The 25,996-nt window shown below is 68.9% G+C and carries 22 protein-coding genes; 15 read left to right on the plus strand and 7 right to left on the minus strand.

Annotation, left to right across the window (positions count from 1 at the left end):
- Nucleotides 1–14: 14 nt before the first annotated feature.
- Nucleotides 15–1,424 (minus strand): URC4/urg3 family protein, encoded by a 1,410-nt coding sequence (locus AACL56_RS14640; RefSeq protein WP_339090529.1) that lies wholly within the window; start codon nucleotides 1,422–1,424, stop codon nucleotides 15–17.
- Nucleotides 1,421–2,782, minus strand: coding sequence for a GTP cyclohydrolase II (locus tag AACL56_RS14645; protein ID WP_339090530.1), 1,362 nt, complete (start codon nucleotides 2,780–2,782; stop codon nucleotides 1,421–1,423). Before AACL56_RS14645 ends, AACL56_RS14640 begins: the two co-directional genes overlap by 4 nt.
- A gap of 463 nt (nucleotides 2,783–3,245) precedes the next feature.
- On the opposite strand from AACL56_RS14645, the gene AACL56_RS14650 reads away from it, so the two are divergent.
- Nucleotides 3,246–3,836, plus strand: a complete 591-nt coding sequence (locus AACL56_RS14650; protein ID WP_339090531.1) for a sigma-70 family RNA polymerase sigma factor — start codon at nucleotides 3,246–3,248, stop codon at nucleotides 3,834–3,836.
- Complete coding sequence (locus AACL56_RS14655; protein ID WP_339090532.1) at nucleotides 3,833–4,474, plus strand: DUF1109 domain-containing protein; 642 nt, start codon at nucleotides 3,833–3,835, stop codon at nucleotides 4,472–4,474. The genes AACL56_RS14650 and AACL56_RS14655 overlap by 4 nt, the downstream gene beginning before the upstream one ends.
- Nucleotides 4,475–4,505: 31 nt before the next feature.
- On the opposite strand, the gene AACL56_RS14660 is transcribed toward AACL56_RS14655, so the two are convergent.
- Nucleotides 4,506–6,023, minus strand: a complete 1,518-nt coding sequence (locus AACL56_RS14660) for a helicase HerA-like domain-containing protein (RefSeq protein WP_339090533.1) — start codon at nucleotides 6,021–6,023, stop codon at nucleotides 4,506–4,508.
- 100 nt (nucleotides 6,024–6,123) lie between these two features.
- On the opposite strand from AACL56_RS14660, the gene AACL56_RS14665 reads away from it, so the two are divergent.
- The 10 genes from AACL56_RS14665 to fabG all read left to right on the plus strand — a co-directional run bounded on the left by AACL56_RS14665 (nucleotide 6,124) and on the right by fabG (nucleotide 15,744).
- Entirely contained in the window at nucleotides 6,124–6,435 is a 312-nt protein-coding gene (locus tag AACL56_RS14665) for a phosphopantetheine-binding protein (RefSeq protein WP_108134658.1), read from the plus strand.
- 71 nt (nucleotides 6,436–6,506) lie between these two features.
- Nucleotides 6,507–7,085 (plus strand): hypothetical protein, encoded by a 579-nt coding sequence (locus AACL56_RS14670; protein ID WP_339090534.1) that lies wholly within the window; start codon nucleotides 6,507–6,509, stop codon nucleotides 7,083–7,085.
- Nucleotides 7,086–7,101: 16 nt separating this feature from the next.
- Nucleotides 7,102–8,829, plus strand: coding sequence for an AMP-binding protein (locus tag AACL56_RS14675; RefSeq protein WP_339090535.1), 1,728 nt, complete (start codon nucleotides 7,102–7,104; stop codon nucleotides 8,827–8,829).
- The gene (locus AACL56_RS14680) at nucleotides 8,829–9,839 is read left to right on the plus strand and encodes an acyl-CoA synthetase (RefSeq protein WP_339090536.1); all 1,011 of its coding nucleotides are present in this window, start codon (nucleotides 8,829–8,831) and stop codon (nucleotides 9,837–9,839) included. Before AACL56_RS14675 ends, AACL56_RS14680 begins: the two co-directional genes overlap by 1 nt.
- Entirely contained in the window at nucleotides 9,811–10,467 is a 657-nt protein-coding gene (locus AACL56_RS14685; protein ID WP_339090537.1) for a LolA-related protein, read from the plus strand. Before AACL56_RS14680 ends, AACL56_RS14685 begins: the two co-directional genes overlap by 29 nt.
- Nucleotides 10,464–12,875 carry an MMPL family transporter gene (locus AACL56_RS14690; protein WP_339090538.1) on the plus strand — a complete coding sequence of 804 codons (2,412 nt, stop codon included), beginning with the start codon at nucleotides 10,464–10,466 and terminating at the stop codon, nucleotides 12,873–12,875. The genes AACL56_RS14685 and AACL56_RS14690 overlap by 4 nt, the downstream gene beginning before the upstream one ends.
- The gene (locus tag AACL56_RS14695) at nucleotides 12,875–13,720 is read left to right on the plus strand and encodes a polysaccharide deacetylase family protein (RefSeq protein ID WP_339090539.1); all 846 of its coding nucleotides are present in this window, start codon (nucleotides 12,875–12,877) and stop codon (nucleotides 13,718–13,720) included. Before AACL56_RS14690 ends, AACL56_RS14695 begins: the two co-directional genes overlap by 1 nt.
- A complete protein-coding gene (locus AACL56_RS14700) occupies nucleotides 13,717–14,493 on the plus strand; it encodes a class I SAM-dependent methyltransferase (RefSeq protein ID WP_339090540.1) in 777 nt (258 codons plus the stop codon). Before AACL56_RS14695 ends, AACL56_RS14700 begins: the two co-directional genes overlap by 4 nt.
- 49 nt (nucleotides 14,494–14,542) lie before the next feature.
- Nucleotides 14,543–15,016 (plus strand): hydroxymyristoyl-ACP dehydratase, encoded by a 474-nt coding sequence (locus AACL56_RS14705; protein ID WP_339090541.1) that lies wholly within the window; start codon nucleotides 14,543–14,545, stop codon nucleotides 15,014–15,016.
- The gene (gene fabG / locus AACL56_RS14710; protein WP_339090542.1) at nucleotides 15,013–15,744 is read left to right on the plus strand and encodes a 3-oxoacyl-ACP reductase FabG; all 732 of its coding nucleotides are present in this window, start codon (nucleotides 15,013–15,015) and stop codon (nucleotides 15,742–15,744) included. The genes AACL56_RS14705 and fabG overlap by 4 nt, the downstream gene beginning before the upstream one ends.
- 70 nt (nucleotides 15,745–15,814) lie before the next feature.
- On the opposite strand, the gene AACL56_RS14715 is transcribed toward fabG, so the two are convergent.
- From AACL56_RS14715 to AACL56_RS14730, 4 genes are all read right to left on the minus strand, one after another.
- A complete protein-coding gene (locus AACL56_RS14715) occupies nucleotides 15,815–16,507 on the minus strand; it encodes a mobilization protein (RefSeq protein WP_339090543.1) in 693 nt (230 codons plus the stop codon).
- A gap of 72 nt (nucleotides 16,508–16,579) precedes the next feature.
- Nucleotides 16,580–17,872 (minus strand): type II toxin-antitoxin system HipA family toxin, encoded by a 1,293-nt coding sequence (locus AACL56_RS14720; RefSeq protein WP_339090544.1) that lies wholly within the window; start codon nucleotides 17,870–17,872, stop codon nucleotides 16,580–16,582.
- Nucleotides 17,869–18,192: a helix-turn-helix domain-containing protein gene (locus AACL56_RS14725; RefSeq protein WP_339090545.1), complete on the minus strand. Its 324-nt coding sequence runs from the start codon at nucleotides 18,190–18,192 to the stop codon at nucleotides 17,869–17,871. The genes AACL56_RS14720 and AACL56_RS14725 overlap by 4 nt, the downstream gene beginning before the upstream one ends.
- Nucleotides 18,193–18,261: 69 nt before the next feature.
- Nucleotides 18,262–19,020 carry a hypothetical protein gene (locus tag AACL56_RS14730; RefSeq protein ID WP_339090546.1) on the minus strand — a complete coding sequence of 253 codons (759 nt, stop codon included), beginning with the start codon at nucleotides 19,018–19,020 and terminating at the stop codon, nucleotides 18,262–18,264.
- A 114-nt stretch (nucleotides 19,021–19,134) separates the two neighbouring features.
- Here AACL56_RS14730 and smc point away from each other — a divergent pair, with 114 nt between their 5' ends.
- Genes smc through ligA form a run of 3 tightly spaced genes read left to right on the plus strand, consistent with a single transcriptional unit; the run spans nucleotide 19,135 to nucleotide 25,886 of the window.
- Nucleotides 19,135–22,650, plus strand: a complete 3,516-nt coding sequence (smc, locus tag AACL56_RS14735; protein WP_339090547.1) for a chromosome segregation protein SMC — start codon at nucleotides 19,135–19,137, stop codon at nucleotides 22,648–22,650.
- A gap of 13 nt (nucleotides 22,651–22,663) precedes the next feature.
- Nucleotides 22,664–23,767, plus strand: a complete 1,104-nt coding sequence (locus AACL56_RS14740; protein WP_339090548.1) for a cell division protein ZipA C-terminal FtsZ-binding domain-containing protein — start codon at nucleotides 22,664–22,666, stop codon at nucleotides 23,765–23,767.
- Nucleotides 23,768–23,789: 22 nt separating this feature from the next.
- Complete coding sequence (ligA, locus tag AACL56_RS14745) at nucleotides 23,790–25,886, plus strand: NAD-dependent DNA ligase LigA (RefSeq protein WP_339090549.1); 2,097 nt, start codon at nucleotides 23,790–23,792, stop codon at nucleotides 25,884–25,886.
- Nucleotides 25,887–25,996: the final 110 nt, after the last annotated feature.

The raw sequence follows: 25,996 nt of genomic DNA on the forward strand, positions 1-25,996 counted from the left end.
GAGAACCCGAGAGTCTAAAAGACCGTGCCGTCGCTCTCGATCAGCAGCGGCGGCGCACCGTCGCGCAGGCGTTGTGCCAGTGCCCGGCCTGCCGCCCAGGTACCGCCTTCGAGCACGCAGGCCAGCGGCAGCTCTTCCTCGGAGCGGTCGAGCACCTTGCGCACGCGCGGGGCCACCTCGTCGAGCAGCGCCACCGTGAGCGCGCGCCACTCGACGATGAACTCGTCGCCCACCTTCCAGCGGCGGGTGAGGAAGGACGGGTCCTTCGGCACGATCACGCCGCTGTCGATCAGCAGGCCGCCGTTGCGGTACTCGGGCAGGGCGGTGAGCGCGTCGAGGTGGCGCACCTTCACGCCGGCCCATTCGAAAGGCTCGAGCAGCGAGTACGTGAGCCATTGCGACAGCTTGTGGAACGGCATCCAGCCGTTGGTGAGGCCGGGCCCCCGCACCGCGCTGTGGCGCCAGCAGTCGCCCAGCGCCAGCGCCGGGTCGCCCGAGCCGATGCCGCCGGGGCTGTCGCTGCCGTCCGCCGCAATGCTGTCCACCGCATTGGGCGCCGGCCAGATGCGCGAGAGCGACTCCAGCAGCAGCGACAGGATCTGATGCGCCGTGACCTCGGCGGTCGGCGGCGCGGCCGGGCCGTAGGGGCCGACCAGGGCGTCGAACAGCTTGCCGGGGCGGCCGTCGTCGCCGAAGGTCTCGGGTTGCTCGCTCATGGCCTCGCCGAGCCGGCGAAGCAGCGTGGCACGGCCCGCCAGGCCGACCAGCGGATTCACCTCGCTGACCTGGAAGGCATCGCCGAGCCGGTCGGTCACCAGGCCGCGAAGGCCGGCCGCGTCCACCTGGTACGGATGGTCAGGGTCAGAGGAAAACAGGCCGCCCATGAACGCGTGGTAGCTGGCCACGCCCAGGCCTTCGGAGCGGGTGAAGCGCTCGCCGGTCGACGACTCCGTGTAGTGCCAGTCGGGACCGGCACCCGCGTCGAGCAGCACGCTGACCAGCACAAGATCGATGTGGGCGCGGGCGCGCTGCCGCGCGTCCGCGTCGCCGAGCAGGGTGTTGAGTTCCTCGAGCCGGTTGATGCCGCCGGCCTCGAAGTGGCGCCAGCGGCTGTGGTACGGAATGGTGTCCCAGGGATAGCGTTCGCGCGTGACCTCGGCGACGTTGCGCGCGGCGTCCTCCAGTGCGCTGTCGTCGCCGATGCTGAACCACTGCGATTCGCCGCTGCGCGCGCGGGCCAGCAAGGCTGCGGCGCGCTGGCGGATGGCGGTGGTGGTGCGCAGCAGGCTGGCCGCGCCGGCGGCATGGCCGGCGTCCACTGTGAATTCGATCGACGGATCGACCTTGCCTTCGCCGCCAGGCGGCAAGCTGCCCGATCCGTCGACGGGCAGGTGGGAGTCGGTGTTGTTGTGGCTGGTGGTCATTCGGTGAGTCCGCGGCCCTTGGCCTTCTTGAGTTCTTCGGCGTCCGGCACCGGGCCGGGCGTGAAATAACCGGCGGCCATCTTCGCGTCCATTTCGACGCGGGCGTCCGCCGGGATCAGTTCGTCGGGAATGTTCACCCGCTCGCCGATCTCGATGCCCGAGCCGGTGATGGCGTCGAACTTCATGTTGCTCATCGACACGAGCCGATGGATCTTGCGGATGCCGAGCCAGTGGAAGACGTCGGGCATCAGCTCCTGGAAACGCATGTCCTGAACGCCGGCCACGCACTCGGTGCGCGCGAAATACTGGTCGGCCGTGTCGCCGCCCACCTGGCGCTTGCGCGCGTTGTAGACCAGGAACTTGGTGACCTCGCCGAGCGCGCGGCCTTCCTTGCGCGAGTACGCGATAAGGCCGACGCCACCGCGCTGCGCGCCCTGGATGCATTCCTCGATCGCGTGCGTGAGGTAGGGCCGGCAGGTGCAGATGTCGGAGCCGAACACGTCGGACCCATTGCATTCGTCGTGGATCCGCGCGGTGAGCTCCACCTCGGGATTGGCCAGGTCGCGCGGATTGCCGAAGATGTAGAGCGTCTGTCCGCCGATCGGCGGCAGGAACACCTCGAGGTCGGAGCGCGTGACCAGCTCGGGGTACATGCCGCCGGTTTCCTCGAACAGCACGCGGCGCAGGTCGGTCTCGGAGCAGCCGAAGCGGCGCGCCACCTCGGGCAGGTACCACACGGGCTCGATCGCCGCCTTGGTGACCATGGCGGCGCCGCCGGCGGTGAGGAACTTGCCGTCGGCCTTGAGGCGGCCTTTCTGCAGCGCCTCGATCACCTCGGGCAGGATCACGTGGGCCTTGGTGATCGCGATGGTCGGGCGGATGTCGTAGCCCGCGGCCAGCTCGGTGGCGAACACGTCGGCCACGAGCGCGCCCCATGGGTCGAGCGACACGATGCGGCCGGGCTCGCTCCATTGCGGGTAAGGCCCGATCACGTCGGTGGGCGCTGTGTTGGTGAGGTCGGCCTTGTGCTCGCGCTTGAGTGCGCCGGCTGCCACGGCGAGTGCGCGGTAAACGCTGTAGGAGCCGCTGTGGGTGCCGATCACGTTGCGGTGCGCCCGCTTGGTGGTGGTGCCGACGACCGGCCCGCGCTCGGTGGCGGTGGCCGCGCCCCAACGGATCGGCAGTGCACCGAAGCCGCCGGCGTGCGAAGTAAGGCGGATGTGGCCGGTCGATGAGGCCGTGTGCGGCGACGTGCCTATTGGCGGTGGCGCGCCCAGCGGCTGCAGGGGGAGGGAGGAGGCGGGGCCGGCAGGCACCGCGGAAGAAGAGGAAGCGATCGTTGTGCTGTCTGCAGACATTGGTGGCCCTCAAAAAATGCAATGTACCGACCGCCCGCGCGCCTTGCAAGCCGCGCGGGGACGGACAACACCGCGTCCGGTGCACGGCCCGCGCCGCGACGCGCAGGGCTCAGGCCGCAACAGGCGCAGCCCGCAGGCATTGCCGCCGAGGTACCCGGCGTGCAGCACAGGTCCGGCTTTTCGACGCCGCTGCCGTGCAGGCGAGCGGGCGGCGGCTCGCGCCCCGGGCCGGGCGTGCACTGCTCGAACACCCGCAGGCCGCCAGGAGGGATCGCCATGCGGACGATGTGCACCGCTTCCAGTGCCGGGCAGATCCGGGGCGAAACCCGTTCGCTGGACACGCGCGCTCGTTCCTTCCTGTTTCGGGGGCGTGGGGTCAGGGCGAGCTTAGCCCAGCGCTTGCCGCCGCTCACGGCACAATCCGGCAGGACTTTTTTTGACAAGGCTGTAACCGGCCGACCGGATGGCACGAAACAACCTAGGCAGCAGGACGAATCCGAGCGACGCTGAAGTGGCGCTGCGCAGCCTGTTCCTTCGCGGCCTCGATGGCGACGCGAAGGCATACCGGGACTTCCTGCAGCAGCTGAGCGCGCACCTGCGCGCCTTTCTGGGCAAGCGGCTTTTCGGCTGGCCCGATGAAGTGGAAGACCTCGTCCAGGAATGCCTGCTCGCCATGCACAACCAGCGCCATACCTACCAGAGCGACCAGCCGCTGACGGCCTGGGTGCACGCCATCGCGCGCTACAAGATGATCGACCTGCTGCGCGCCAAGTCGGTGCGCGACGACCTGCATGACCCGCTGGACGACGACCTCGCCGTGTTCGCCGAGTCAGCCGAGGAAGCGAGCGACGCCAGGCGCGACCTCGGCGGCCTGCTCGAGACGCTGCCCGAACGGCAGCGCCTGCCGATCGTGCACGTGAAGATCGAGGGGCTTTCGGTGGCCGAGACCGCGAACCTCACGGGCATGTCGGAGTCGGCCGTCAAGGTCGGCATCCACCGAGGCCTGAAGGCGCTGGCCGCCCGCTTCGGAAACCGCTGGGGGGAGGCCGCATGAAGACCGACGACCTCGTCGCGATGCTCGCCACCGGCGACGTCGCCGTGCCGCGCCGAGCCGCCAGCCGGCGCCTTCGCTGGGCCTTGCTGGCGGGCGTGCCGGTGTCGCTGCTGATCCTGTTCGCCGAGTACGGCATGCGGCGCGACATCGTGCAGGCCATGTTCTGGCCGATGTTCTGGGTCAAGGTGCTGTTTCCGCTGTGCATTGCCGCGGCCGGCTATGTGGCGGTGCATCGGCTTGCGCGGCCCGGCGTGGCGGTGCGTCGGGCCTGGCTCGGTGCGGCGCTGCCGGTGCTGGGCATCTGGGCGCTGGCGGCCATTGCCTGGTTCACCATGCAGACCGACGACCGCATGCCGTCGCTGATGGGGCAGTCGTGGCGCATCTGCGCGGCCAGCATCGGGCTGATGGCGCTGCCCGTGTTCGCGGCCACGCTGGTGGCGCTGAAGGGCATGGCGCCCACGCGGCCCGCGCTGGCCGGCGCCGCGGCCGGGGCGCTTGCGGGCGGCGTGGGGGCCTCGGTGTATGCGTTGCACTGCATGGAGCTCACCGCGCCGTTCCTGGCCGTGTGGTACGTGAGCGGCATCGCGGTGCCGGTGCTGGTCGGCGTCGTGCTGGGGCCGCGCCTGCTGCGCTGGTAGGCGGCGCTCGTTTCGCGTCGCCCGTGCTTCGTCAGCGCTTTTTGCTGCCGAAGATCCCGCCCAGCACGCCGCGCAGGATTTCCTTTCCCACCGACGTGCCCATGGTGCGCACGGCCGACTTGGCCATGGTCTGCACCAGGCCGTCGTGCTTGGCGCCGCGCGGGCCGGTGGTGCCGAACAGCATGTCGTTGAGCATGCCGCCCATGCCGGAGCCCGATGCTTCCGCGCCGGGCTTGCCGCCTGCCGGCGTTCCGGCCGGTGCCGCGGGCGCGCTGTCGGCGCGGCCCTTGAGTTTTTCGTAGGCCGATTCGCGGTCGACCGCCTTCTCGTACACGCCCGCCACCAGCGAGCCGGCAATCAATGCCTGGCGCTGGTCCGGCGTGATCGGCCCGAGCTGGCTGGCCGGCGGCAGCACGAACACGCGCTCGGTCACGCTCGGGCGGCCCTTGTCGTCGAGGAAGCTCACCAGTGCCTCGCCGACCGCCAGTTCGGTGATGGCCGTCTCGATGTCCAGCCCCGGCTTCTGGCGCATGGTGCTGGCGGCGGCCTTCACCGCCTTCTGGTCGCGCGGCGTGAAGGCGCGCAGCGCATGCTGCACGCGGTTGCCGAGCTGGGCGAGCACCGAATCGGGGATGTCCAGCGGGTTCTGGGTGACGAAATACACGCCCACGCCCTTGGAACGCACAAGGCGCACCACGAGCTCGATGCGCTCGACCAGCGCCTTGGGCGCTTCGTTGAAGAGCAGGTGGGCTTCGTCGAAGAAGAAGGCCAGCTTGGGCTGCTCGGGGTCGCCCACTTCGGGCAACTGTTCGAACAGCTCCGAGAGCATCCACAGCAGAAAGGTGGCGTACAGCCGCGGCGAGTTCATGAGCTTGTCGGCCGCCAGGATGTTGACGACACCCTTGCCGCCCTCGGTCTGCATGAAGTCGGCGATGTTGAGCATCGGCTCGCCGAAGAACTTGCCGCCGCCCTGCGTCTCGATCTGCAGCAGGCCGCGCTGGATGGCGCCCACGCTGGCGGCGCTGATGTTGCCGTACTGCGTGGTGAACTGGCTGGAGTTCTCGCCCACGTACTGCAGCATGGCGCGCAGATCCTTCAGGTCGAGCAGCAGCAGACCGTTGTCGTCGGCGATCTTGAACACGAGGTTCAGGACGCCGGCCTGCGTGTCGTTCACGTCGAGCATGCGCCCCAGCAGCAGCGGGCCCATGTCGGAAATGGTGGCGCGCACCGGGTGGCCCTGTTCGCCGAACACGTCCCACAAGGTGACGGGGCAGGCCGAGGGCTCGGGCACTTCGATGCCACGTTCCTTCAGCGTCGCGGCCAGCTTGCCGCCGATGGCGCCCTTCTGGCTGATGCCGGTCAGGTCGCCCTTGACGTCGGCCATGAACACCGGAACGCCGATGCCGGAGAGCTTCTCTGCGATGGTCTGGAGCGTGACCGTCTTGCCTGTGCCGGTGGCCCCGGTGATGAGGCCGTGGCGATTCGCCAGGCCGGGAAGAAGTGCACACTCGATGGTGTCATGCCGTGCGATCAGAAGAGGGTCGGCCATGGGGTGCTCCGGGTCGTATCGAAAGGGGCAGTCTAATCAAGCGGCACTCCTATAATCCACGGCCGCACGGTAGTTCAGGAAAAAGTTTTAGGAGGTTTTTTTGTCATCGACTGCTCAGCCCCCCATTCCCGCCTCTGGTGACGCATCCGAACAGTCGCCAATCGAAAAAGAGCTGGCCGTGCTGCTCGTGAACGCGCTGAACCTCGAGGTCGCGCCCGAGGACATCGTGCCCACCGATCCGCTCTACGGCGAAGGCCTGGGCCTCGATTCGATCGACATCCTCGAAGTGGCGCTCGAAGTCTCCCGCCGCTACGGCTTCCAGCTGCGCTCGGACGACGAGCGCAACCAGCAGATCTTCCAGTCGCTGCGCACGCTTGCGACCCACGTCGCCGAGCACCGCGTCGCCACCTGAGCCCCATGTCGCGATGGCGAATAGCACTCCTTCTGGTGGTAGGGGTGGCTTATGCCGGCCTCTCTCACTGGATGACTGTGTTCCACCCCACGGCGCCTTGGGCGGTGGTGGTGCTGCTCGGTCCGCTGTGGCTCGCCGTCATGGGCTTTTCCGCAAGCTGGTTCGGCCGCTGGGGCTTTGCCGTCACGGCCGTGCTGGGCCTGGGCGGCGTGGCACTCGTCTTCCTCGGTGAGGCCGGCGATCCCAACCGGCTGTACGTGCTGCAGCACGTGGCGATCAATACCGCGCTGTGCGGATGGTTCGGTTCCACGCTGCGCGGCCGCGGCCTGCCGCTGATCACCCAGTTCGCGCAGCGCGTGCACCCGCTCAGGGGGCACATGCTTTCCTACACGACGCAGCTGACGCGCATCTGGACCGCGTTTTTCGCACTCGTGGTGGTGGCGTCGCTCGCGATCTATTTCACCCGGCCGTTCTCCGACTGGTCGCTGTTCTCGAACGTGCTGTGTCCCGTGATGGTCGCGCTGCTGTTCGTGGGCGAGCACCTGGTGCGGTACCGGCTGCATCCCGAATTCGAACGCACCCGGCTGGTCGATGCCGTGCGCGCGTTCTACGGCACATCGTCGGTGGATTCCAACGCCGGCGGCCGATGACACAGGCGTTGCCCGCGTGACGACAGACTCCTCGACCACCGAAACCGGCGGCCTCCTGCCGCTGCTCGCAGACCGCGATCCCGATGCGCCGCTGGCCTGGCGCGCGGGCTCGCCGGTGAGCACACGGCAGTACCTGGCCGACGTGGCCCGCTTCGCGCCCACGCTGCCGGCTCAAGGACCGGCCGTGAACCTCTGCGTCGACCGCTACGCCTTCGCGGTGAGTCTTGGCGCCGCCATGGTGCGCGGCCATGCCAGCCTGCTGCCGCCCGACGCGCGGCCCGACACGCTGGCGCGACTGGTCGAGACGGGCGGGCCGAACCTCTTCGCGCTCACCGACGATCCGAAGCTCCAGACCCCCGGCATGCATCGGGTGCTGATCGAGGACCGATCGAGCCTCGAAGGCGACACGGGCGCCGTGGTGCCGCAGGTTGACGGCGCCATGCACGCGGTGAGCCTGCTGACCTCGGGATCGACCGGCGTGCCGCAGCCGCATGCCAAGACCTGGCGCACTCTGGTGGGCGACGTGGCCGTGGCCGTCGAGCGCCTGTGCCGTGTGCTCGGCCGGCCCACGCTCGAAGGCCTGACGCTGGTCGCGACCGTGCCGGTGCAGCACAGCTACGGACTCGAATCGTCGGCACTGCTGGCCATGCTCGGCGGCGCGGCGTTCGAAAGCAGCCGTCCCTTCTTTCCGGCCGACGTCGCGCAGACGCTGGCTTCGGTGCCACGCCCGCGTGCGCTGGTGACCACACCGTTCCACCTGAAGACACTGCTGCTGTCGGGCATCGCACTGCCGCCGGTCGACCTGATCCTGTCGGCCACCGCGCCGCTGTCGCCGCAGCTCGCGCAGCAGGCCGAACAGGCCATGGGCGCGGTGCTGCTCGAGATCTACGGCAGCACCGAGTCGGGCCAGGTGGCCACGCGCCGCACCACCGACAGCGAGATCTGGGAAACCTTCGGCGAGATCCGCGTGCACGCCGAGCCCTCGGCCGACGGCGGGCCCGAGCGCTTCATCTTCCAGGGCGACTTCATGCCCGAGCCGACACCCATGGCCGACGTGCTCGAGCTGCTCGACGAGCGCCGCTTCCGCCTGTTCGGCCGCGCCAACGACCTGATCCACGTCGCCGGCCGGCGCAGTTCGCTGGCGCACCTGAACTTCCACCTGAACAGCATTCCCGGCGTGGACGACGGCGCCTTCTGGCTGCCCGACGAGGTGGCCGATGGCGTGGTGCGGCCGGTGGCGTTCGTGGTGGCGCCCACGCTGGGCGCGGGCGAGATCATCGCGGCGCTGCGCCAGCGGCTCGAGGCCGTCTTTGTGCCGCGCCGCGTGGTGCAGGTGAAGGCTTTCCCGCGCGAGGGCACGGGCAAGCTCACGGTGCGGGCGCTGCGCGAATTCGCGCTGGCCCAGCTCGCCGAAGACGACACGCCGGTGCAGATGGTCCATGCCGTGCCGGCCGACCACCCGGTGTTCGCCGGCCACTTCCCTGGGCAGCCGTTGCTGCCGGGTGCGCTGGTGCTGGCCGAGGTGATGGAAGCCATTCACCGGGTGCCGGCGCTCACGGCGCGCCTGGGCGCCAACCCCACGCTCGCCGCCGCGAAGTTCCTCGCGCCGGTGCGCCCGGGCAGCAGCCTGTCGATCGAACTGCATCCCGAGCCGGGTGCCGCCCGCGGTGTTCGTTTCGACGTTCGCTGCGACGGCGTCGTGGCTGTCACCGGCCGATGGACTGCCGTGCAAGACTCCGCGTGATGAAACACACAGACGCCGAGGCACGCGCCGTGGACGAGGCGGCCCGCACCGGCCCCTTGCCGCACAAGGGCGAGGGCGACTGGGCCCACGCGCCCGAGCGCAGCAACATGCTCGCGCTGCGCTTCATCGTGTTCATGGCGCTGTTCTTCGGGCGCCACATCACGCGGCTGCTGTTGCCGCCGATCGCGTTGTACTTCCTGCTGTTCGCACCGGCACAGCGTCGCCACATCAAGCGCTACCTGTTCCGCGCCATCGGGCCGAACGCGGGCTGGCTGGACGGCTTCCGGCTGCTGCATGCCTTCTCGTCGACCGTGCTCGACCGCGTCTACTTCCTGCGCGGGCGCATGGACCTTTTCAAGGTCGAGATCGAGGGCAACGGCCCGCTCGACGCCGAGCTGGCGGGCGGGCGGGGCGCGTTCCTGCTCGGTGCGCACGTCGGCAGCTTCGAGGCCCTGGGCGCGTGCAAGCAGCAGACGCACCAGCGCGACATGCGCCTGGCGATGCTCATGTATCCGGACAACGCACAGCGCATCACCGGCATCCTCAACGCCATCGCCGTGCCCGAACTGCGGCCTCACGTGATCGCGCTGGGCCGCCCGCACTCGATGCTCGCGTTGCGCGACTGGCTCGACGGCGGCGGCATGGGCGGCATGCTGGCCGACCGGACGCTGCCGGGTAGCGAAGACCAGCCCGAACAACAGCGCGGCAACAACATCGTGCTGCCGTTCCTCGGGCAGCCTGCCGTCTTCAACGACGGGCCTTTCCGTCTTGCGGCGCTGCTGCGCCGGAAGGTGTTCTTCATGGCAGGGCTTTACGACGGAGGCGGGCGATACCATGTCCGGTTCGATCCGCTGGCCGATTTCGGCGAGCGGGCCTCCAGCCCGGCGGAGCGCGAGGAGCGCATCCGTGCCGCGGTCCAGGCCTATGTGTCGCGCCTGGAGGCACTCTGCCGTGCGTACCCCTACAACTGGTTCAACTTTCATGATTTCTGGCTCGAAGACGCGCCTTGACTGGCTTTGCAAGGCACTCGTGCTGGCGCTGGCACTGTGTGCCGTGCCGGCCTGGGCGGCATTCGACCTGCCCGAACTGATGGGCCTGCTGGCCAAGCAGAAGAGCGGCGAGGCCCGCTTCACCGAACAGCGCTTCGTGCACGGCCTCGAGGGCCCGCTCGACGCCAGCGGCACGCTCAGCTTCGACGCACCCGACAAGCTGGTGCGACGCACGCTGTCGCCGCGCATCGAGACCATGGCGGTGGAGGGCAACACGCTCACGCTGTCGCGCGGCGGCCGCAACCGCACGCTCGCGCTCGACAGCATGCCCGAGCTGCTGGGCCTGGTCGAAGCCATGCGCGGCACGCTCACCGGCGACGGCGCCACGCTGCAGCGCTACTTCAAGACCACGGTGACCGGCTCGACCGCCAAATGGACGCTCGACCTCGTGCCGCTCGACAGCCGCCTTGCCGCACAAGTGCGAAGCATGCGCATCAGCGGCCGTTCGAGCGAAGTGCTCGGGCTCGAGATGGAGTTCGTCGGTGGCGACCGCTCCTCGATGAACATCACGCCGGGTGCCGTGGCAGCGGCGCCCGCCGTGCCTGCCACCGCGGCCCCGTCCGGTACGTCCGGGCGCACCGCGCCGTGACCGCGCCGCAGGCCGGCGGCGCCCCGGGCAAGGCGCGCCGGGCGGCCGTGCTGCTGGCATGGCTGCTGGTGCTGCTGTGCGGCGTGGTGGTCATCGCCCGCACGCAGATCGGTGCCGACCTGTCCGCCTTCCTGCCGAAGAGCCCGGACGTCCGGCAGCGCGTGCTGATCGAGCAGCTGCAAAGCGGTGTCGCCTCGCGCACCCTGATGCTCGGCATCGAAGGCGGCAGTGCCGAGCAGCGCGCCGCTGTGTCGCGCGCGGTCGCCAAGGACATGCGCCAGAGCAAGCTGTTCGACCTGGTGCAGAACGGCGACACCAGCGACTGGAGCGACGCCGGCACCTGGGTGTTCCAGCACCGCTACCAGCTGTCGACCGGCGTCACGCCCGGCCAGTTCACGGCGGAGGGCCTGCGCGACGCGATCAACGAAACCCTGTCGATGCTGGGAACACCGGCCGGCAACGTCATCAAGCCTTTGCTCGACCGCGATCCGACGGGCGAAACCCAGCGCATCGCCATGGAGCTCGTGCCCGCCAGTTCTCCGCGCAGCGAGGACGGCGTGTGGATGTCGCGCAGCGCGCCGCGCGCACTGATGATCGCGACCACCCGCGCCGCCGGCAGCGATCTCGATGCGCAGGCCGTGGCCATCGCGCGCGTGCATGCCGCCTACGAGGCGGCTTCGCGGGACATGGGGGCAGACGCGCCCAAGCTGCTGCTGAGCGGCCCGCCGGTCTTCTCGGTGATGAGCCGAGACAAGATCAAGACCGAGGCGATCCATCTCGCCGTGGTGGGCGGCATCGTGATGGGCGGCTTGCTGCTGCTGGCGTTCGCCTCGCCGCGCGCGCTGGTCATCGCCTTCCTGCCGGTGGCCACGGGCGTGGTGATCGGCACCGCGAGCGTGAGCGTGGTGTTCGGCTCGGTGCACGGGCTCACGCTGGGTTTCGGCAGCACGCTGATCGGCGAGACGGTGGACTACGCCATCTACTACCTGATCCAGGCGCGGCAGGTCGGGGCGGGCGCCGTGCCCGGCACCGGCTGGCGGCGCTGGCTCGACCTGAACTGGCCCACCGTGCGGCTGGGCCTGCTGACCTCGGTGTGCGGCTTCGCTGCACTGGTGTTCTCGGGTTTCCCGGGACTGGCGCAGCTCGGCGTGTTCTCGATCGCCGGCCTCGTGGCTGCGGCGCTCGCCACCCGCTACGTGCTGCCGGTGCTTGCGCCCGATGGCGCCACCGGCATGGGCATGCGCCGGTACATGGCGCAGCTGGCCGGCGCGCTGGTGCGCGGCCTGCCCAGCCTGCGCTGGCCGCTGGCGGCGCTCGGCGTGGCCGCGCTCGGGCTGGTGCTGTGGCAGGGCGGCCATCTGTGGCGCGCCGACCTCGGCGCCATGAGCCCGGTGCCCAAGGCCGCGCAACAGCTCGACGAGATGCTGCGCAACGACATCGGCGCCAGCGACGGCGGCGTGCTGGTGGTGGCCTACGGCGACGACGAGCAGGCTGCGTTGCGCCATACCGAAGCCGCCGCGGCGCGGCTCGACACGCTCGTGGACAAGGGCGAACTCGTCGGCTACGAGACCGTCACCCGTGTGCTGCCGAGCGTGGAGACGCAGGCGGCGCGCATCGCCAGCCTGCCAAATGCCGACACGCTGCGCACGAACCTCGCCGACGCGACCCGGGGCCTGCCGCTGCCGGCGTCGCGCCTCGGTCCCTTCGTCGACGACGTGGAGGCGGCGCGCAAGCTCTCGCCGGTGCAGCGCGCCGACCTGGCCGACGGTCCGCTCGCGTCGGTGGTCAACACGCTCATGTACGAACGCCCGGGTGGCGGCTGGGGCACGCTGCTGGTGCTGCATCCGTCGGCCAAGTTCGACCAGGGTCGCCTCGAAGCCGCGCTTGCCGGCCTGCCCGAGGTGCAGGTGGTCGACGTCGGGCGCGAGCTCGCGAGCCTCTACCAGCGCTATCTGCACGAGGCCTTCGTGCAGGTGCTGCTCGGTGCGCTGGCGGTCGTGGTGCTGCTGGGCATCTACCTGCGTTCCTGGCGCCGGCTGGTGGCGGTGTGCCAGCCGCTGCTGTTCGCGGTGATGCTCACGCTCGGCGGCATGGCCGTTCTGCAGGCGGCGCTCGGCATCCTTCACCTGGTGGGGCTGCTGCTGATCGTGGCGGTCGGCTCGAATTACGCGCTGTTCTTCGACCAGTTGCGCACCACAGGCCGCGCCGACGAGGACACGCTGGCGTCGCTGATGCTCGCCAACCTCACGACCGTGGTGTCCTTCGGGCTGATCGCCATTTCGGACATTCCGGCGCTGTCGTCCATCGGCCGCGTGGTGGCGCCGGGTGCGCTGCTGGCGCTGCTGCTGTCCGCCGCCTTTGCGCGGCGCGAGACGTCGCGGCAGGGCGCGCCGGCCCCGCGTGCCTGATGGGAAAATCCGCAGCCATGTCTTCCGCATCCGCCCCGCGCACCGCCGAATCCTGGCCCTGGCCCCTGGCCATCCGTGCCAGTGCGGCGTGGCACGTGGCGGCCATCGGCGCCGGGGTGCTGGTGCCCGGCGCGTTGCCCTGGGCCGTCGGCGCGATCGTGCTGAACCACGCACTGATCACCGGTGCGGGCCTCACGCCGCGCAGTTCCCTGCTGGGTCCCAACGTCACCCGGCTGCCCGAGGCCGCGGCATCGCGGCGCGAGGTGGCGATCACCATCGACGACGGCCCCGAACCCGAAGTCACGCCACGGGTGCTCGACCTGCTCGATGCGCACGGGCAGCGCGCCACCTTCTTCTGCATCGCCGAGCGCGTATTGGCACACCCCGGGCTGGCACGCGAGATCGTCGCGCGCGGCCACAGCATCCAGAACCACACGGCGCAGCACCGGCACAACTTCTCCTTTCTGGGGCCGCGCGGTTTCGCCGCCGAGATCGCTCGCGCGCAGGACATCCTCAGCGACGTGACCGACCAGCGACCGACTTGCTTCCGCGCACCCGCCGGGCTGCGCAACCCGTTCCTCGAACCCGTCCTGCACCGCCTGGGCCTGTCGCTCGTGAGCTGGACGCGCCGCGGCTTCGACACGCGCGAAGGCGACGCCGCCAAGGTGATGGCGCGCCTGAGCCGCAACCTGCAGGCCCGCGACATCCTGTTGCTGCACGACGGCAACGCGGCGCGCACGGCCGACGGACAACCTGTTTTGCTGGAGGTATTGCCCTTGCTTCTCGAACGCCTGCGTGCCGAAGGACTGCGCGCCGTGACCCTGCCCGAAGGGCTGAAGCCATGAGCGCGGTGATGTCGCCGTCGCCATCGACCGACAAGGCCTGGCGCGAACTGCACGAGGCCGCGACCGCTCCCTACAAGAAGGGCGGCAGCTTCGCCTGGCATTTCGCGCGCGGCAAGCTGGGGCGCGACCCGGTGTTCCGCGGGCTGCTCGAACGCGGTCTGGTCGAGGCGGCACACCGGCGGGTGGTGGACATCGGCTGCGGACAGGGCCTGTTCGCGAGCCTGCTGGCCTCTATGAGCGCCATGCAGAAGCAGGGCCGCTGGCCGTCGACATGGTTCGCCACGCCCGAGCGCGCCGACTACACCGGCATCGAGCTGATGCCCAAGGACATCGCGCGCGCGCAGGCTTCCATCGGGCACCTGCAGCCGGCGCCCAGGCTGGTGTGCGCCGACATGTGCTCGGCCGAACTGCCCGATTGCGACCTCGTTGTGATCCTCGACGTGCTGCACTACGTGAACCTCGAGGCCCAGGAGGGCGTGCTGGTTCGCGTGCGCGACGCGCTGCGCCGTGGCGGCAACCCGCAGGCGCGGCTGCTGCTGCGCGTGGGTGATGCGTCTAGCCGCCGCGGGTTTGCGATCAGCCAATGGGTCGACCGCACGGTCACCCGCATCCGCGGGCACAAGGTCTCGCCGACCTGGGGGCGCCCGCTGTCGGAATGGACCGCGCTGCTCGAGCGCCTTGGCTTCCGCGTGCGCAGCATCCCGATGAGCGAAGGCACGCCCTTCGCCAATGTGCTGCTGGTGGCAGATCTGCAGCAGGGCAGTTCTGCATGAGCGTCATGTCCTGGAGCCTCAGGCACGTCCGCGCCGCGGAGTCGATTCGATGACCGCCCCGCAGACGCTCGACCGCGCCGGCATCGCCCTGCGCATTCCGCACAGCGGCAGCATGTGCCTTCTGGAACGGCTCGAGAGCTGGGACGAGATGGCCATCCACTGCAGCACCCGCACGCATGCCCGGCCGGACAACCCGCTGCGCACCGAAGGCGGGCTGCTCGCTCCCAATGCCATCGAGTACGCGGCGCAGGCCATGGCGCTGCACGGCGGCCTGCTGGCGGCCGAGGGCAGCACGCCGTCGGCCGGGTTCCTGGCAAGCGCGCGCAACGTCAGGCTGGCGGTGGCTCGGCTCGATGACGTGGCCGGCGCGCTGCAGGTGCGCGCCCAGCGCCTGTCGGGCGACGACCGCCAGATTCTTTATGCATTCACGGTGGCAGCCGACGACGGCCGCATGCTGGCCGAGGGCCGCGCCGTGGTCGTCCTCAATACGCCCCTGGCCACAGAAAGCACCCGATCGCCATGAGTCTCGAAGGAAAACGCGCACTGATCACCGGTGCCAGCGGCGCACTCGGCGCAGCCATGGCCGAGCGGCTGGCGCGCGATGGCGCCACGGTGCTGCTGCATGCGAACTCTCGGCCCGAGGCGGTCGAGCAACTGGCCGCATCGATTGCGGCGTCGGGCGGCAAGGCGGAATGCCATGTGTTCGACCTGCGCAGCGACGACGCCTGTGCGGCGGGCGTGGCGCGCGTCCTCGAAGCCGGTCCGGTGCAGATCCTGGTCAACAACGCAGGCGTGCACGACGACGCCGTGCTGCCCGGCATGCGTGCCGAACAGTGGCACAAGGTGATCGACGTGTCGCTGAACGGCTTCTTCCGCGTCACGCAGCCGTTGCTCTTGCCGATGATGCGCACGCGCTGGGGCCGCATCCTGAACATCTCCTCGGTGGCTGCGATCGCCGGCAACAAGGGCCAGGTGAACTATGCCGCCGCCAAGGGCGCATTGAACAGCGCGACCAAGGCGCTGTCGCTCGAAGTGGCGTCGCGCGGTGTCACGGTGAACGCGATCGCGCCCGGGATCATCGCGTCGCCGATGGCGGACGCCGTGTTCGATCAGGCAGTCATCAACCAGATGGTGCCTGTGAAGCGGGCGGGCACGCCGCAGGAAGTGGCCGCGCTGGCCGCGTTCCTGGCGAGCGACGAAGCCGCTTACATCACCGGCCAGGTGATCTCGATCAACGGCGGGATGATCTGAGTTTCTTTCCTCTCCGGATGGGAGAGGATGGCGGTGGGGCAGGCGCCGTCGTGCCGCGCCGGCCCGGGGCCTACAGCGGCAAGGTGTCGAATGCCGCGTAGGCCGTCGCCAGCCACGATTTCACCCGCTGGCGCTCCAGCAGGCCCAGCGCATGCGGCCCTTCGCGATCGTTCACTGCCTTCCAGAAACTGGCGTTTTGCGCATCGATCTTGCGCATGCTCGCGTCGTGCAGGCGTGGCAGGGCGATCACGCGCGCGCCGTTGGCCGTGGCCTTCGAGAGCGACTGCGAGCCCAGCAGCATGCCGAAGTCGCTGCCGCGCCCGTAGTTCTGCACCACGATGTAGTTGGGCCGGTTGCCGAAGGTGTCGATCAACGTGCCGAGCAGGTCGGTCGAGTCCTTGCCGTCGTCCAGCACATGCCAGAAGTTGACCGTGACGCCGATCTCGGCGAAGACATCGAACAGGTCCGATTCCTTGATCCAGCGCGAGAGCGGCGCCAACGTCTGCGCGGCGAGGTCGACGATCACGCTTTGCTGCGGGTTGGTCTCGAAGCCGTTGACGACCGTGTCGAGGCCCTCGAAGCTGTCGACCACCACGGGCGAAGCGAAGCCTTCGTAGAAGCGCGTGAACGAGCTGTGCGAGCGGTCGGTGTCGAAGCCGGTGAACGGCCGGCTGTGGTCGATGAAGTACTGGGCCAGCACACGCGCCGTGACCGACTTGCCGACACCGCCTTTTTCGCCGCCGATGAAATTGATGGAGCTCATGAGTTGCTGCTGCCTCGAATGGGTTGAGGGGTGGAGGGCCGATTCATTCTAGGGGCGCGTTTTTGCGGGGCGCTACCTGCCTCGCTTGCGCATCGACTGCAGCAAGGGGTGTGCCTGCAAGCGCTGCTGGAGTTTCTTCTTCCAGGGCGCTGGCAACGTGGATGCGTCGATCATGTCGGGCCATTGTTCGCGCGCCAGCCGCGCAGTGTCCGCGACCACGCGGCGCACCATCGGCTCGTGCAGACCGGTCGAGAAGCAGAAGGCGCGAACGTTGGCCGGGCTGAACAGCGCCGACCGCCTTGCCGTGGCGGATGCGGCCGGCAGCAGGGGCAAGGCATGGCCGTCCACGCCCTGCATTGCGGCATAGGCCACGATGTCGTAGGCCGGTGCCAGCCGCGGCGCGAGGCCGTCGGGGTAGAGCACGCCGAAGTTCTTCAGGTGGGCGTCGGGGTTGCCGAGCAGGTCGTTCACCACGAGCCGCCGCAACAGCTCGAACACCGCGTCGTCGCCCAGCGATGGAAACGCGCGCATCGCCAGCGCCATGTCGAGATAGCTCGCGGTGTACTTGTGCATCGGGTCGATCGCCAGCACTTGCGCGAAGTCCTCGAAATGGATGCGGCGCGCGCCGTCTCGGTCGAAGCGCGTCACGGCCAGGAATTCAGGCTCGTCGGGCAGGGCGTAGCTGTGCTCGGCCGCAATGGCCGACAGCGGCGCCAGTTCGGCATGGCACACCTCGACGCCTGCCGCGCCGGCCATCTGCAGGGACAGCATCTCGAGCTGCGGCATGTGAGGCCGTCCCGCGACCGGCAGCTTGGCGATGACGCGCGTGCTGGCGCCGGCGCGCGTGCGAGCCACGTAGCGTCCGCCCTGGCGGCGCAGGCCCAGCTTGGGTTGCACGCCCGAGACCGAGATGCCCTGCGGCAGCGGCAACTCGACCACCGACATTTCGAGCGCGTCCTGGTCCTGTGTGATGAGCCGCTGCAGCGTGCCGCGATCGACGGAGACCGGCCGGGCGCTCACGGCACCGGGCAGGTCGCCGCCGCAGGCCGCGAGCAGTTCGAAATGGTCGTTTTCGCGGCACCCGCGCAGCTGCGCGATGTGGCTGCGCAGCACGCCTTCGGGCAGCAGGTTCTGGAAGAAGCTGGGCAGCTGGCCGCCCTGGGCGTTGAAGAGCGGGTTCTTCACGTCGCTCCACAGCGCCGATTGGGCTGCCGTATCGCTCGCCACCATCGAGAGCGACAGCACCTCGGCCGGCGGATTGGCGACCAGTTCGGGCTCAGCGACGAAGCGGCACAGGTCGGCGTACTGGAACAGCTTGCCGAAGCGGCGAGTGCCGAGCGCGATCTCGAGGATCTTGACGTTCATGACGACGATGGCGGTGCGCGCCGCTGGCCTGGGGGCGGCGACGGCGCCTGGGCCACCGCCTGCCCGATGCGCGTGGTGACAGGGCGATAGCCGGGTTCGGTGGCAGCAGGTTCTCCGAAGCCCTTGGGCGCAAGCTGCAGTTCGAGTCCCAGCGCGTCGACCAGTGCCAGCAGCGACGACAGCTGCGGATTGCCGCGCAGGCTCAACGCGTTGCGCACCGAGCGCTCTGTGAGTCCGGAGCGCAGGGCGATCTCGGCATTCGAAATGCCGGCAACTTCGCGGCGGGCGGCCAGCGCGGTGATGAGGCCTTGCTTGTTCATGGAAATATATTACCGCAAACCCAAATTTAAGAAATATGTTTCCGCGCCATTCGATCGAATCGGCACGGGCTACTTGGGCACCAGCGTGAAGAAGGGCATGACCACACCCATTACCCAGTTCTGCCCGAAATCGAGTGCCGCGCGGCGGTACTTCTCGTCGGCCTGCGCGGCCATCAGGTCGAGCCGGGCCACCACCTTCGACAACTCGCGGTCGGCCACGAGGTTGCGCCCGCGATCGCTGATCTCGGTGGCCAGCAGCAGCGGCTGGCCGTCGGAGCCGGCCTTGGAGGAAATCAGCCACAGCGAGATCTCGAAATTGCGTGCGGCCCGGAAGCTGTTCTCGGCGTTCACGCCGTCGATCATGGTCTGGTCCCAGGTGTCGCCGTTGGCCTGCTTGAGCATCGTGGCCCAGCCGACCACCAGCGCTGCCACGCGGTCGCCCTGGAAGCCCTGCGGCGCGGTGTCGAAGGCCATGCGGATCGCGTCGATGCCGGTGGCGCCCTTCAGTTCGGGCAATGGGGGGCCCTTGAGCACCGCGTCCCAGGCGCGCTGGGTGGCGTCGTCCATGCTGGCCGCGGACTTGCGCCATTCGCGCGGGTTGCGCTTGTAGAGCGTGCTCTGGACGCGCCGGACCGACTGCAGGTTGTCGCGCAGCGACAGGTTGGCGATGCGGTTGGCGCCCGATTGCAGCCATTCCTGGTTGCTGTAGGGCTCCGCGCGCTGCGTGTCGCGCATCGACGAACAGCCCGCGGCGCCGAGCAGGGCGGCCATGCCCGCCAGCAGGCAGGTTCGTCGGATGGCGAGGGGGGAAACCAGGGAATCGCTCATGCCCTGACGTTATCATCCACGGCTTGGGCGGCGGCCTGCTGCAAGCTGCAGGCCCGTGCAATTTTCCTTACAAATCAATACCTTGGCGCTACAGCCAAGCCAGGCCGACAAGTCGTGCGTCTTAATTCCATCAAGCTCTCGGGCTTCAAGTCGTTCGCCGAACCCACCAACTTCCTGTTGCCGGGCCAATTGGTCGGTGTGGTCGGGCCCAACGGTTGCGGCAAGTCGAACATCATGGATGCGGTTCGCTGGGTGCTCGGCGAGTCGCGCGCGTCGGAACTGCGCGGCGAGTCGATGCAGGACGTGATCTTCAATGGCACGACCACGCGCAAGCAGGCCAGCCGCTCGAGCGTCGAACTGGTGTTCGACAACGCAGACCATCGCGCCGGCGGCCAGTGGAACCAGTTCAGCGAGATCGCGGTGCGCCGCGTGCTCACGCGCGACGGCACCAGCAGCTACTACATCAACAACCAGCCGGTGCGCCGCCGCGACGTGCAGGACGTGTTCCTCGGCACCGGCCTCGGCCCTCGCGCCTACGCCATCATCGGGCAGGGCACGATCAGCCGGATCATCGAATCCAAGCCCGAGGAATTGCGCCTGTTCCTGGAAGAGGCCGCGGGCGTCTCCAAGTACAAGGAACGCCGCCGCGAGACTGAGAACCGGCTGGGCGACACGCGCGAGAACCTCACGCGGGTCGAGGACATCCTTCGCGAACTCAATGCCAATCTCGAGAAGCTCGAGAAGCAGGCCGAGGTGGCGGCACGCTACAACCTGCTTCAGGGCGACGCCACCAGAAAGCAGCACCAGCTGTGGTTCCTGAAGCGCAGCGAAAGCCACGCCGACCAGGCCAGGATCAAGACCGACTCCGAGAAGGCCATCAACGACCTCGAGTCGCGCACTGCCGACCTGCGCCACATCGAGAACGAACTCGAAACCGTGCGCCAGGCCCACTACAGCGCCGGTGACCAAGTGAACCAGGCGCAGGGCAAGCTCTACGAGGCCAGTGCGGAAGTCGGCCGCCTCGAGGGCGAGATCCGCTTCGTGGTCGAAGGCCGCCAGCGCGTCGAGCAGCGGCTGGTGCAGTTGCGCGAGCAGATGGGCCAGTGGGGCCGCCGCCGCGAAGAGGCCGAAGCCGAGATCGAGACGCTGGCGGGTGCCGGTGTCGATGCCGAGGAGCAGGCCATCCTGCTGGCTGCACAGCTCGAGGAACACGACGCGCGCATGCCCGATCTCGAAGAGGCGGTGCAGCGTGCCCAGGACGAAGCCAATGCGCAGCGAACGACCGTGTCGCAGGTGCAGCAGCAGATTCAGGTGCTGGCCGCCGACCAGCGCAACATCGAAGAGCAGAGCCGCCAGCTCACGCAGCGCAGCGAGCGCCTGCGTGCCGACCAGAATGCGCTGGCTGCGCCCGACGAAGCCCGCCTGGTCGACATGCAGGAGCAGCACGCCGCTGCGCAGGAAGCCGCCAGCGAAGCAGATGCGCGCTTGCAGGAGCTGCAGGAGACCGTGCCGCAGCTCGACGACGATCGCCGTGCGAAGCAGCAGGCCGTCAACACCGAAGGCGCGCGCCACGCCGAGTTCTCGGCCCGCCTCGAGGCATTGCGCGCGCTGCAGGAAAAGGTCAAGACCGACGGCAAGCTCGCGCCCTGGCTCGCCAAGCATGGCCTCGACGGGCTGCAGGGCCTCTGGAGCCGCATCCACATCGAGCAGGGCTGGGAAAACGCGCTCGAATCGGCACTGCGAGAACGCTTGGGCGCGCTCGAGGTCAGCCGGCTTGAAATGGTGCGTGCGTTCGGCAACGACGCGCCGCCCGCCAAGCTCGCTTTCTATAGCCCGCCAGCCGCCGGTGTGCCCGAGGGGGCCGCGGCACTGCCGCGCCTGTCGAGCCTGCTGAGGCTGAACGACGCCGGCCAGCAAGCCCTGTTGACCGACTGGCTGCACGGCTGCTACACCGCCGCGAGCTTCGAGGAGGCGCTGGCCCAGCGCGCCACGCTGCAGCCTGGAGAAATGATCTATGTGCAGAGCGGCCATGCCGTGTCCGCGCACAGCGTCAATTTCTACGCCCCCGACTCCGAACAGGCCGGCCTGCTGGCCCGCCAGCAGGAAATGGAAAACCTGGAGCGCCAGCTGCGCGCCCAGACGCTCATCACCGACGAATCGCGCACTGCGCTGGTTCGTGCCGAAGCGGCCTACGCCGATGCAGCGCAGCGCCTTGTCACCGCGCGCCGCGAAGCCGCAGAGACCCAGGGTCGTGCGCACGAGCTGCAGGTCGAGACGTTGCGCATGACGCAGCTTGCCGAACAGACCCGTGCGCGCAGCGAGCAGCTGGCCAACGACCTCGGCGAGGTCGACGCCCAGCTCGAGGAACTGCAGGAGCGCCGCATCGCCGCAGAAGGCCGCTTCGAAGAGCTTGACATGCAGCTGGCCGACAGCCAGGAGCGCCACGCCCAGCTCGACGAGCGCGTCATCGAGGCCGGGCGCGCGCTGAACGCGAGCCGCGAGCAGCACCGCAGTCTCGAGCGCCAGGCGCAGGAAGCCACTTTCTCGCAGCGCACGCTCGAAGCCCGCCGGGGCGAGCTCAACCGCTCCATCGAGACCGCCGCGCAGCAGGTGGTGTCGCTCACCGACGAAGACGAGCGCGCCCGCGCCGAACTGGGTCGTCTTTCGGACGCCGCAGCGCAGGCAGGCCTGCAGGACGCACTGGCACTCAAGCTCGAGCGCGAAGGCGCGCTGGGTGCGGCGCGCAGCCAGTACGACGACCTCACGCTGAAGCTTCGCGCCAGCGACGAGCGCCGGCTGCAGCTGGAGCGCGAGCTCGATCCGCTGCGCCAGCGCATCACCGAATTCCAGCTGAAGGAACAGGCCGCGCGCCTGGGTGTCGAGCAATACCAGCAGCTGCTCGACGATGCCGGCGCCGATCTCGAGGCCATCGCGCAGTCGATCGAAACCGAGAAGGTCAGGCTCACCGGCCTGCAGGGCGAGATCGACCGCCTCAATCGCGAAGTGGTCGCGCTCGGCGCGGTCAACCTGGCCGCTCTCGACGAACTGGCCATTGCCAGCGAGCGCAAGACATTCCTCGACGCGCAGTCGGCCGACCTGAACGAAGCCATCGGCACCCTCGAGGACGCCATCCGCAAGATCGACGCCGAGACGCGCGACCTGCTCGGCGGCACCTTCAAGATCGTCAACGACCACTTCAGCCGCATGTTCCCCGAGCTCTTCGGCGGCGGCAACGCCAAGCTGATGATGACCGGCGACGAGATCCTCGACTCGGGCGTGCAGGTCATGGCGCAGCCGCCCGGCAAGAAGAACCAGACCATCCACCTGCTCTCGGGCGGCGAGAAAGCGCTTACCGCCATCGCGCTGGTGTTCGCGATCTTCCAGCTCAACCCCGCCCCGTTCTGCCTGCTCGACGAAGTGGACGCGCCGCTGGACGACGCCAACACCGAGCGCTATGCCAAACTCGTCTCCGCCATGAGCCGCGAAACCCAGTTCCTCTTCATCAGCCACAACAAGATCGCCATGGAAATGGCCGAACAGCTGATCGGCGTGACGATGCAGGAGCAGGGCGTGTCGCGCATCGTGGCGGTCGACATGGAGTCGGCGGTCTCGATGGTCGAAGCCGCTTGAGCCGAGCGGCCCCATGAGCAATCTCACTCTCGCCCTGGCCATCCTCGGCGGCCTCGTTCTCGCGGCCGTCGTTGCCTACAACACGCTGATGTCGCGCCGCAATGCGCCGCGCCAGCCCGACGCGGTCGACATCGCGCTCGACGAAGCCGAGCGCGCCATGTCGGCCCCGCCCGACGGTCCGGAGCCCGTGCTGCATGTCGATCCGAACCAGGTGCCGTCCAACGACCGCCACGAACCCCTGTTCGACCCCGACCTGCCGGCCCCCAGTGGCGTGCCCGTGCCGACAGGCGAGCGCCGCGGCGGCCTCGACCCGCTGATCGACGTGATCGCCCCGATCTCGCTCGACGGCCTGGCTTCGGGCGACGCCGCCATTGCCGCCATGCCGCCGACGCGGCGTGCGGGCAGCAAGCCGGTGGCGATCGAAGGGCTCAACGAACACACCGGGCAATGGGAGCCGCCAGTGGCCGGACAGCGCTACAGCGCCTTCCAGGTCGGTGTGCAACTGGCCAACCGCACCGGCGCGCTCAACGAGATCGAGTATTCCGAATTCGTGGTGAAGGCCCAGGCCTTCGCCGACGCCGTCAATGGCGCGCCCGAGTTTCCGGAGATGCTCGACGAGGTGGCGCGCGCCCGCGAGCTCGACCAGTTCGCGAGCGCGCACGATGCCCAGCTGGGCTTCGTGCTGCGCGCGCTGCACGCGGCGTGGAGTCCCGGCTACGTGCAGCAGAACGCCGCGCGACTGGGCTTCGTGGCGGGCATCATTCCTGGGCGCATGGTGCTGCCGACCAGCGAAGCCGGTCTGCCGCCGATCCTCGGGCTGGCCTTTGACACGCAGGCCGCGCTGGCCGACGATCCCGCCCAGTCGGCCATTCGCGAACTGAGCCTGAGCCTCGACGTGCCGCAGGTCGACCGCGGCGAACAGCCGTTCGACCGCATGCGCGAGATCGCCTCCACGCTGGCGCGCGAGATGGACGGCGTGGTCACCGACAGCGACGGCCAGTTGCTGCGCGAAGAGACCATGGACGTCATCGGCACCGATCTCGAGCAGCTCTACGACACGCTCGATGCGCGCGACCTGGCGGCGGGCTCGCCGCTGGCGCGGCGCCTCTTCAGCTAATTCCGATTTCCGGGAGACACCCATGACGACGCGCGACGAAGCCGCACGCGAAGCCGCTGCACTGAGCGAACAGCTGCACCGGCACGCCCATCTCTATTACGTGCTCGATGCGCCCGAATTGCCGGACGCGGAGTACGACAAGCTGTTCCAGCGCCTGCAGGCGATCGAGGGCGAGTTTCCCGACCTGCGGACACCCGACTCGCCGACGCAGCGCGTGGGCGGCAAGGTGCTCGACGGCTTCACCAAGGTGCGCCACAAGGTGCCGATGCTGTCCATCCGCACGGAAACCGACATCACGCCCGGCGGCGCGAGCGCCTTCGATGCGCGCGTGCGCCGCGAACTCGGGCTGGCCGAGGACGGGCCGCAGGTCTCGTACGTCTGCGAGCTCAAGTTCGACGGCCTGGCGATGAACCTGCGCTACGAGAACGGCGTGCTGGTGCAGGCCGCCACGCGCGGCGACGGCGAGGTGGGCGAGGACGTCACGCAGAACATCCGCACGGTGCGCGAGATTCCGCTGCGCCTGGCCGGCAATGCGCCGCCGGTGGTCGAGGTGCGCGGTGAGGTCTACATGAAGCGCGCCGATTTCGACTCGCTCAACGAGCGCCAGCGCCTGAAGATCGCAGAGGGGCTGAAGAACGAGAAGGTGTTCGTCAATCCGCGCAATGCCGCGGCCGGTGCGGTGCGCCAGCTCGATCCGGCGATCGCGGCGGCGCGTCCGCTGAGCTTCTTCGCCTACGGGCTGGGCGAGGTCACGCCCGCAGCCGAAGGCGGCCCCGACTGCCCGACGCAGTTCGACTGGCTGCAGCAGTTCCATGCCTGGGGGTTTCCGGTTGCCACGCAGACTGCGCGGGCGACAGGTGCTATCGAACTGATAGCGTTCCATGAAAACATCGGCCGCCAGCGCGACGCCTTGCCCTACGACATCGACGGCGTGGTCTACAAGGTCGACAGCATCGAACTGCAGCGGCAACTGGGTTTCGTCTCGCGCGAGCCGCGCTGGGCCGTGGCCCACAAATACCCGGCGCAGGAGCAACTGACCGAGGTGCTCGGTATCGAGATCCAGGTCGGCCGCACCGGCAAGCTCACGCCGGTGGCCAAGCTCGCGCCGGTGTTCGTCGGCGGCGTGACCGTCACCAACGCCACGCTGCACAACGAGGACGAGGCGCGACGCAAGGACGTGCGCGTGGGCGACACGGTGATCGTGCGCCGCGCCGGCGACGTGATTCCCGAAGTGGTGGGTGTGGTGCCCGAAAGCCTCGCCAAGCCCGAAGGCGAGCGCGGCGCGCAATTCACCATGCCGCACAAGTGCCCTGTGTGCGACTCGGAGGCCGTGCGAGAAGAGGGCGAGGTCGACTACCGCTGCACCGGCGGCCTGTTCTGCGCGGCGCAGCGCAAGGAGGCCATCCTGCACTTCGCGGCGCGCCGCGCGGTCGACGTCGACGGCCTGGGCGACAAGCTGGTCGAGCAGCTGGTGGACGCCAACCTGATCCGCACCTTGCCCGATCTCTACAAGCTGGGCTTTACCACGCTCGCCGGGCTGGAGCGCATGGCGGAAAAGTCGGCCAAGAATCTGGTCGATGCGCTCGAAGCGTCGAAGAAGACCACGCTGCCGCGCTTCCTTTTCGGACTGGGCATTCGCCACGTGGGTGAGAGCACCGCGAAGGATCTGGCCAAGCATTTCGGCAAGCTCGACGCGATCATGGACGCGACCGAAGAGCAACTGCTCGAGGTGAACGATGTCGGTCCGGTGGTGGCGCAAAGCCTTCGCACGTTCTTCGACCAGCCGCACAACCGTGAGGTGGTCGAGCAGCTGCGCGCCTGCGGCTTGAGCTGGGAAGAGGGCGAGCCCGCCGCGCGCGCGCCGAAGCCGCTGGCGGGCCTGACCTTCGTGATCACCGGTACCCTTCCTACGCTGGGCCGCGACGAGGCGAAGGATAAATTGGAGGCAGCCGGCGCGAAGGTGTCCGGCTCCGTCAGCAAGAAGACCCACTACCTCGTTGCCGGCGAAGAGGCCGGGAGCAAGCTCGACAAGGCGCGCGAAAACGGTGTCGAGGTGATCGACGAGGCACGTATGCTGGAGATCATCGCCAACGGTGCGCCGCAGCCCCGGGAATCATGAGCTGAAGGCCGGCTCTCTTTACCGGGCGTTACGCGACTTCATCGGAGCGCAGTCAACAGGGTCTACAACCTGGCGTTGAACGATAACTGAAGGCCATAAGGAGAGTCCCT

The sequence above is a fragment of the Variovorax paradoxus genome (genome assembly GCF_902712855.1).
GTDB classification, from domain to species: domain Bacteria; phylum Pseudomonadota; class Gammaproteobacteria; order Burkholderiales; family Burkholderiaceae_C; genus Variovorax; species Variovorax paradoxus_Q.

Coding starts and splice junctions, on each gene's coding strand:
- AACL56_RS14640 (WP_339090529.1), bottom strand. CDS start 1,424: ATGACCACCAGCCACAACAACACCGACTCCCACCTGCCCGTCGACGGA.
- AACL56_RS14645 (WP_339090530.1), bottom strand. CDS start 2,782: ATGTCTGCAGACAGCACAACGATCGCTTCCTCTTCTTCCGCGGTGCCT.
- AACL56_RS14650 (WP_339090531.1), top strand. CDS start 3,246: ATGGCACGAAACAACCTAGGCAGCAGGACGAATCCGAGCGACGCTGAA.
- AACL56_RS14655 (WP_339090532.1), top strand. CDS start 3,833: ATGAAGACCGACGACCTCGTCGCGATGCTCGCCACCGGCGACGTCGCC.
- AACL56_RS14660 (WP_339090533.1), bottom strand. CDS start 6,023: ATGGCCGACCCTCTTCTGATCGCACGGCATGACACCATCGAGTGTGCA.
- AACL56_RS14670 (WP_339090534.1), top strand. CDS start 6,507: ATGACTGTGTTCCACCCCACGGCGCCTTGGGCGGTGGTGGTGCTGCTC.
- AACL56_RS14680 (WP_339090536.1), top strand. CDS start 8,829: ATGAAACACACAGACGCCGAGGCACGCGCCGTGGACGAGGCGGCCCGC.
- AACL56_RS14685 (WP_339090537.1), top strand. CDS start 9,811: ATGATTTCTGGCTCGAAGACGCGCCTTGACTGGCTTTGCAAGGCACTC.
- AACL56_RS14695 (WP_339090539.1), top strand. CDS start 12,875: ATGGGAAAATCCGCAGCCATGTCTTCCGCATCCGCCCCGCGCACCGCC.
- AACL56_RS14700 (WP_339090540.1), top strand. CDS start 13,717: ATGAGCGCGGTGATGTCGCCGTCGCCATCGACCGACAAGGCCTGGCGC.
- AACL56_RS14705 (WP_339090541.1), top strand. CDS start 14,543: ATGACCGCCCCGCAGACGCTCGACCGCGCCGGCATCGCCCTGCGCATT.
- fabG (WP_339090542.1), top strand. CDS start 15,013: ATGAGTCTCGAAGGAAAACGCGCACTGATCACCGGTGCCAGCGGCGCA.
- AACL56_RS14715 (WP_339090543.1), bottom strand. CDS start 16,507: ATGAGCTCCATCAATTTCATCGGCGGCGAAAAAGGCGGTGTCGGCAAG.
- AACL56_RS14720 (WP_339090544.1), bottom strand. CDS start 17,872: ATGAACGTCAAGATCCTCGAGATCGCGCTCGGCACTCGCCGCTTCGGC.
- AACL56_RS14725 (WP_339090545.1), bottom strand. CDS start 18,192: ATGAACAAGCAAGGCCTCATCACCGCGCTGGCCGCCCGCCGCGAAGTT.
- AACL56_RS14730 (WP_339090546.1), bottom strand. CDS start 19,020: ATGAGCGATTCCCTGGTTTCCCCCCTCGCCATCCGACGAACCTGCCTG.
- AACL56_RS14740 (WP_339090548.1), top strand. CDS start 22,664: ATGAGCAATCTCACTCTCGCCCTGGCCATCCTCGGCGGCCTCGTTCTC.
- ligA (WP_339090549.1), top strand. CDS start 23,790: ATGACGACGCGCGACGAAGCCGCACGCGAAGCCGCTGCACTGAGCGAA.